At 40.8% G+C, this 6,669-nt stretch carries 6 protein-coding genes and 1 pseudogene; 5 read left to right on the top strand and 2 right to left on the bottom strand.

Annotated features, from left to right (window positions below; genetic code table 11):
- The 4 genes and pseudogenes from PX482_RS11110 to PX482_RS11125 all read left to right on the top strand — a co-directional run.
- The coding region (locus tag PX482_RS11110) for an Rpn family recombination-promoting nuclease/putative transposase (protein ID WP_288122446.1) at positions 1–238 on the top strand (238 nt) is incomplete at its 5' end.
- A 452-nt stretch (positions 239–690) separates the two neighbouring features.
- Positions 691–1,029, top strand: a pseudogene (locus PX482_RS11115) (Rpn family recombination-promoting nuclease/putative transposase); the annotation flags it as partial.
- Positions 1,030–1,881: 852 nt separating this feature from the next.
- Complete coding sequence (locus PX482_RS11120; RefSeq protein ID WP_002758502.1) at positions 1,882–2,064, top strand: DUF4164 family protein; 183 nt, start codon at positions 1,882–1,884, stop codon at positions 2,062–2,064.
- A gap of 24 nt (positions 2,065–2,088) precedes the next feature.
- Positions 2,089–3,441, top strand: coding sequence for a TIGR03279 family radical SAM protein (locus PX482_RS11125; RefSeq protein WP_002758501.1), 1,353 nt, complete (start codon positions 2,089–2,091; stop codon positions 3,439–3,441).
- Between the two features lie 115 nt (positions 3,442–3,556).
- On the opposite strand, the gene PX482_RS11130 is transcribed toward PX482_RS11125, so the two are convergent.
- Entirely contained in the window at positions 3,557–4,351 is a 795-nt protein-coding gene (locus tag PX482_RS11130; protein ID WP_012264655.1) for an MlaE family lipid ABC transporter permease subunit, read from the bottom strand.
- A gap of 186 nt (positions 4,352–4,537) precedes the next feature.
- Between PX482_RS11130 and PX482_RS11135 the strand changes: the two genes are divergently transcribed.
- Positions 4,538–5,722, top strand: a complete 1,185-nt coding sequence (locus tag PX482_RS11135) for a class I SAM-dependent rRNA methyltransferase (protein WP_002758499.1) — start codon at positions 4,538–4,540, stop codon at positions 5,720–5,722.
- On the opposite strand, the gene PX482_RS11140 is transcribed toward PX482_RS11135, so the two are convergent.
- Positions 5,689–6,099: a VOC family protein gene (locus tag PX482_RS11140; RefSeq protein ID WP_043998997.1), complete on the bottom strand. Its 411-nt coding sequence runs from the start codon at positions 6,097–6,099 to the stop codon at positions 5,689–5,691. The two genes, PX482_RS11135 and PX482_RS11140, sit on opposite strands and share 34 nt — an antisense overlap.
- Positions 6,100–6,669 lie beyond the last annotated feature (570 nt).

The following is a 6,669-nucleotide window of genomic DNA, read 5'->3' on the forward strand; positions in this document are numbered from 1 at the left end:
ACCCCAAGTCAGTAGAAAGGAGATAGAAGCGATGTTTAGTTTAAGTGATTTAAAACAAACTAAAGTGTATCAGGAAGCTTTAGAAGAAGGTAGAGAGGAGGGCCGACAAGAAGGTGAATTAGCAGCAAAATTAGCCTCTATTCCTCGTTTATTGGCATTAGGATTAAACTTTGAACAGATAGCACAGGCTTTAGAATTAGATATCGAACAGGTTAGACAAGCAACTCAAAGGGAATAGGAAAGGTTCAAAGCGATCGCACTAAGGTTAGATAGCGTATCATGCTAAACGACTTTTGTACTATAGCAGAGAGACTAGCTGTGTCATCATTAGACATCTCCGAAAACGTAGGGACAATTCATGAATTTTACTCCAAAAATGGGCTCTTCGGTTGGTGTTATGCAATAGACGGGGGTTATAAGGGATGTAACCCTTATATAGAAAGGCATTTAGCGATTTTTGTCAATTGTTTTTTATCTAGAGCGAACTAATCAATTAAGTCTCTTACCAGATAAGGATTTAGTCGATTTATGCCCCCCTATCGAACCATACCAAGTAACGAAGAACCCAAAAATGTAGGGACAATTCATGAATTGTCCCTACCAAGGGTTTCAGATTACGCATATTTAATTTTCGGAAATATCTATTCTCTATCATCTGGGATTATTGGCATATCTGTAATGATTTGATGGCAGGGAAAACAATTAATTCCACGGATTAGAGAAGAATTCCCTAATCTCAAACAACAGCAAGAACTTTTAGAATTGATAGAGACAATCTTGGTTTATAAGTTACCCCAAGTCAGTAGAAAGGAGATAGAAGCGATGTTTAGTTTAAGTGATTTAAAACAAACTAAAGTGTATCAGGAAGCTTTAGAGGAAGGTAGAGAGGAGGGCCGACAAGAAGGCGAATTAGCAGCAAAATTAGCCTCTATTCCTCGTTTATTGGCATTAGGATTAAACTTTGAACAGATAGCACAAGCTTTAGAATTAGATATCGAACAGGTTAGACAAGCAACTCAAAGGGAATAGGAAAGGTTCAAACTTTGACAAATTGATACAATTGCTGGTGGCTATCTTTTGCCGGTAGCCATCAAGTAAAAATCGGCAACCCCGAAAATCTCTCAAGTCTTCTGTAGCTAAAGAGAAATCAAAAGTACAAACCCAATAAGACAAAATTATTCCTAATCTGCCTTCTTCTAATTCGCTGACTGCCACTATTTGATTATCAGTATTTCTTAAAACAATTGTCCCATTTTTGTATATATCCGTAAATCCGCCAGTTGCTATACACGGACTACCGACTTGCCATTGATTATTAATTGGCATTAAGTAGGGAGGCACAATTATTTGTAGGATGGGTTAGCGGTAGCGTAACATAATCGGGCGTTGGGTTTCATGCTTCAACCCAACCTACGTTCTTGCCATTGATTATTAATTGGCATTACTTGTTTAAATATTGTCATAGATCCAGTGAGAGTATTAACTGGACTAGCTATTACTGCTTACTGCATGGCAACCAACAAAAATGTGGACAAAGCTTTAATCATATACAACTTCAAAACTAATACAAATATTCCACAACGCCTTATTGTATTTTTACTGAAAATTTTTTATAACATTTTTAAATTATGTACGTTATAACTATTAAGATTATTAAACCAATCTTAGTATTTGAGTATTAATTACTTACTTTTTTGTTGGTGCTATAATATTTTTAACTTTATTTAAATAAAAGTCATGCAAAAAATACAAGTGATTCCAAGAAAAGGTAGTTCCAATTAATCTTAACCCCTAATAGGGATTGAAACTTGGAGGCAAAAATCAGCGATACTGATATTGAGATCACGATGGTGAATCCAGAAGAGATAAAGGAGAGAGAAAATGGCTAACGAAACCGTCACTGATTCCCTAGAAGCAGTTCTGACAAGGATTGAGGGGAAAATCGACTCTCTGGAAAAACGGATCGATGAGAGATTTGATCAGGTAGATAAGAGATTTGATAAGATAGAAGAACGGTTGACAAAAGTGAGATGTAGCCAAAGACTCTCTGGGAAATGCAGTTAAATAATTGGATGGCGACCTAAAAATATGAGTGAATTAACTATTCGTCCAGCTAAAATTAGTGGTGTCATCCCAGATTCGATCGCCGCCGAGGTGGGTTTTGAAATCGGGGATGCGCTCCTCTCTATCAATGGTAATCGTCCCCGGGACTTAATCGATTATCAATTTTTATGTGCCGATGAATTTTTAACCCTAGAAGTGCTTGATAGTCAGGGCAAAACTCACCGGATAGAAATCGAAAAAGATTATCATGAAGACTTAGGTTTAGAGTTTGAAACTGCCCTTTTTGATGGCTTAATTCAGTGTAATAATAAATGTCCTTTTTGCTTTATCGACCAACAACCAGAGGGCAAAAGAGAAACTTTATACTATAAAGATGATGACTATCGCTTAAGTTTTCTCTATGGCAGTTATTTAACCTTAACTAATCTCACCTCAAAAGAATGGCAGCGGATCGAAAAGATGCGAATCTCACCGCTTTTTGTGTCCGTTCATGCCACGGAACCCGATCTGAGAATTCGTCTCTTAAAAAATCCCCGCGCCGGTCAAATTTTAGATCATTTAAAATGGCTACAAGCCAGACAATTACAAATTCATGCCCAAGTGGTAGTTTGTCCCAATATTAATGATGGAATTCATCTCGAAAGAACCCTGTTAGATCTGGTTTCTTTTCATCGGGGAGATATTCCCTGTGTGGAGTCGATTGCCGTAGTTCCCGTGGGATTAACCCGCTTTCGTCCCCAAGAAGATGAATTAATTCCCGTTAGCCAAGAAAAAGCGCGAGAAGTGATCGAACAAGTCCAAACTTTACAGAAACAATTTTGTCAAGAATTGGGCAGTAATGTGGTATGGTTAGCCGATGAATGGTTTTTAATTGCCCGAGTCGATTTACCACCTCAATCTCACTACGAAGACTATCCCCAAATCGGTAACGGAGTTGGCTCGATTCGTCAATTTATTAGGGAGTTTCAGAAGACAGCCAAGAAGTTATTACCTGCTCAAATTACTCCCTCTAGACGGTTGGTATGGGTGGTGGGAAATGCGGTAGAACAAGCTTTTCAACCCCTAGTTAAACAGTTAAATAAGGTGCAGGGTTTAACCGTGGAATTAGTGGCTTTAAATAGTGATTATTGGGGACAGGAAATCACGGTTACGGGTTTATTAACCGGGCAAGATATTCTCAAAGGATTACAAGGTAAAAATCTTGGGGATGGGGTTTTATTACCCTCCCTAATGCTCAAGCATGGGGAAGCGGTATTTTTAGATGATTTCACCCTAGAAACTGTTATTAATCAGTTAGGAGTCCCTATTTATCCAGTCCTGGGAGTGGAGGAATTAATTAAAACTTGTCTCACTCTCAATCCCTTGAACAAATCCTAATCTTGAGAATAGACAATTATCAGTAATCGGTGATCAGATTTGAGTTTTTAGTGAGCGGTATTAAGTAGAAAATTGCCGTTTTCTTGGCACTGATTACTGATTACTGATTACTGTCTTAGCCTAGCTCCGCATTGCCTGTCCCTTGAAACATCAGCCAAGAGAGGAAAAAATTAGCCACAAAAATCGCTAACAAAGAAGTTACCACAGCCGTGGTAGTAGATTGACCAACTCCTTTAGCACCGCCGGTGGTGGTTAAACCCCAACTGCAACCGATAATAGCAATTAAAACCCCAAAAATTAGGGACTTTAACATAGAACTAATTAAATCCCATGTTTCCAGAAAATTTTGGGCTGATTGTAAGAATAGGGAATAGGAAATACCGTAAAGACTATCGGAAATAAATAAACCACCGAGTAATCCCGTGACTAAAGAGATAATAGTGAGCAGCGGTAACATTAAACTACAGGCAATCACCCGGGGAATGACCAAATAATCGATCGGATCGGTTTTTAAAATATATAAAGCGTCAATTTGTTCTGTTACTCGCATTGTACCAATTTCGGCGGCAAAAGCCGAGCCAACTCTCCCCGCCACCACCACCGCGGTTAAAACCGGGGCTAATTCTCTTGTTAAAGCCAAGGAAAGGACTCCCCCAACAAAACTACCCGCCCCAAAAAAAATAAATTCTCTGGCTACCTGAATAGTGAAAACCATACCCACAAAAGCAGCAGTAATTAGGGCAATTGTCAAGGATTCTGGCCCCACAATACTCATTTGTTCCAGAGTATTACGCCGGTGGATTTTGCCATTAAGAATATGTAAAAAAGTTTGTCCCGCTAACAAACCGGCAGCCCCCAAACGCTGAAACCATAAACTTAAACCACCGGCAGCATCACTTTTTCTTGGCATTTGTCGAGGGACTATCGCTAAAATCTAACTTATTATAGGCGAGAATTCCCTCTGATTATCCCTCGATTGTTGGGACTTGCTTTGATGCCACTCGATCGAGGGATAACAAACCATGGTTTTGTGCTGCTGGCAGGGGATAATAGAATTATCTAGTAGCCGTCAGCTATCAACCCTGATTCTTTATCCATGCCAGATTTAGCGAAAATTATCCTGAGAAACCATAAAATTGATGCTGTTAAACGATTCCATCCTTGGATATTTTCTGGGGCGATTAAAGAGATGGAGGGAGAAGTCAAAGAGGGTGCTATCGTTGAGGTTTATAGCGATCGAGGCGAATATCTAGCCACTGGACTGTATAATCCTAGCAATATTGCCGTTAAAATTCTTTCTTTCCAAAAAGTCAGCGATATTGCTCAATTATTTCTCGAAAAATTCCAGAATGCCTATCAGCTGCGGCAACAAATCGGTTTAGTGGATAACCCGAAAACTAACTGTTATCGTTTAATTAACGCTGAAGGAGACGGTTTACCCAGTTTAATCGTCGATTGGTACAATGGCACGGCGGTTATTCAAGCTTATTCCCTAGCTTTATACCAACGTCTCGATCTGATTGTCGATTGTCTGAAAACTATCTACGCTGACAATTTACGGGCAGTTTACGATAAAAGTGCCGCAGTTTTGGCGAAAAGCGCCCATATCTCCGAGAATAAATACTTATTTGGTCAAAAAACTGGCGATGAGGTGTTAGAATCCGGTCATCGCTTTATTATTGATTGGGAAAAGGGACAAAAAACGGGATTTTTTCTCGATCAAAGGGAAAATAGAGCAATATTAGCCCAATATTGTCAGAATAAACGGGTTTTAAACACTTTTTCTTATTCTGGCGGCTTTTCCGTCTATGCTATGCAAGCGGGGGCTGCCCTAGTCCATTCCGTTGATAGTTCCCACGGTGCGATCGATCTTACCGAAAAAAATATCGCCCTGAATAATCTCGGTGAAGTTCCCCATCAATCCTACAGCGCCGATGTTTTTAACTTCCTGCGCGACTGTCAGGAGGATTACGATCTGATTGTCCTCGATCCCCCCGCTTTTGCCAAAAGTATCCAATCCCGTCATCAGGCGGTTATGGCTTATAAAAGATTAAATCACCAAGCTTTCCAGAAAATTCGCCCCCAAGGTATTATTTTCACCTTTTCCTGTTCCCAAGTGGTTAACGAAGAACATTTTCAGGGGGCTGTCATGGCTGCCGCCATTGAATCGGCTCGCCCAGTGCGAATTTTAGCACGTTTAAGCCAACCGGCAGACCATCCCACCAGTATCTATCACTCGGAAGGTTCCTACCTGAAAGGATTGGTTTTAGCGGTGGATTGATGGAAAATTAAACGATTACCATCCGGATCATAGATGTAGATTTCCGGACCGTGGGAAGCCTGGCTAATTTCTCCCCTAGCACCATAGCCGATTTCGCTCCAATGCTCGAGGGCTTTTTCGAGACTCTCCACCTCGAAACAAATGCTCATGCCACTGCCCCTAGAATCGCTAAATTCGTCTCTGTGGGACTCTTTAGGGCAAAAAAGACCTAATTTAAGGTTAATCAGCCTAAATTCCGCATAAACGTGGGCAAGGTAGGGGTTTGGTTCCTGTTGCAACAGTTGACGATAAAACTGCACCGAGCGATCAAAATTACTCGTGCCTAGGGCAATAAAAGCCTCTGTGTAATTGAATGGACTATCGGGGGGGTTATTCATTGGGGTTGGGGATTAGGAGAGGGGAGATTGCCCAAAAGATCTACTTCAGTGCGGTGAAGATGTCAAGTCCCTTGTACTGCCAATAGTAGTCGCGTCCATTGCCAGACTTTCTATCTCCCTCGGTATTAAGCTCTTTAAAATACCTATATCTGCAAGTCCCCTGGGGTTTCCATCCGATCGAGGATCACCCTGAGCGTTCATCCGATCGAGTGATTTTGGGGAAAAAGTGTTAAAAAAGATTGCTGTTTGTAAAGACAACTGTTACCGTGGGTTCAAGAGTGCGCTTTGAAGGAGGAAAAATCCCATGCACCCTAACCTATCCATCTATCCCTCGATTGCTTCGCTACTTATGTAGGGTTTGCTGAATAAATCTAAAAACCTTGTTGGATAGGGTTTTTAGACTTGTTTTCCCTCAAAAAGTGCCGACCTTTGGAGTGATTGGGGGGAAAATTCCGGGACTTTTTCCCTGAAAATTAGGTAATTGACCCCCTGAAAATGGGTAAAACCCCACACCCCACACCCCACACCCCACACCCTGCCCCCAGGAAAAGCTTTTTCAGCAAACCCTAT

This window comes from Microcystis sp. M53602_WE12, from assembly GCF_030065455.1.
Lineage (GTDB): Bacteria > Cyanobacteriota > Cyanobacteriia > Cyanobacteriales > Microcystaceae > Microcystis > Microcystis aeruginosa.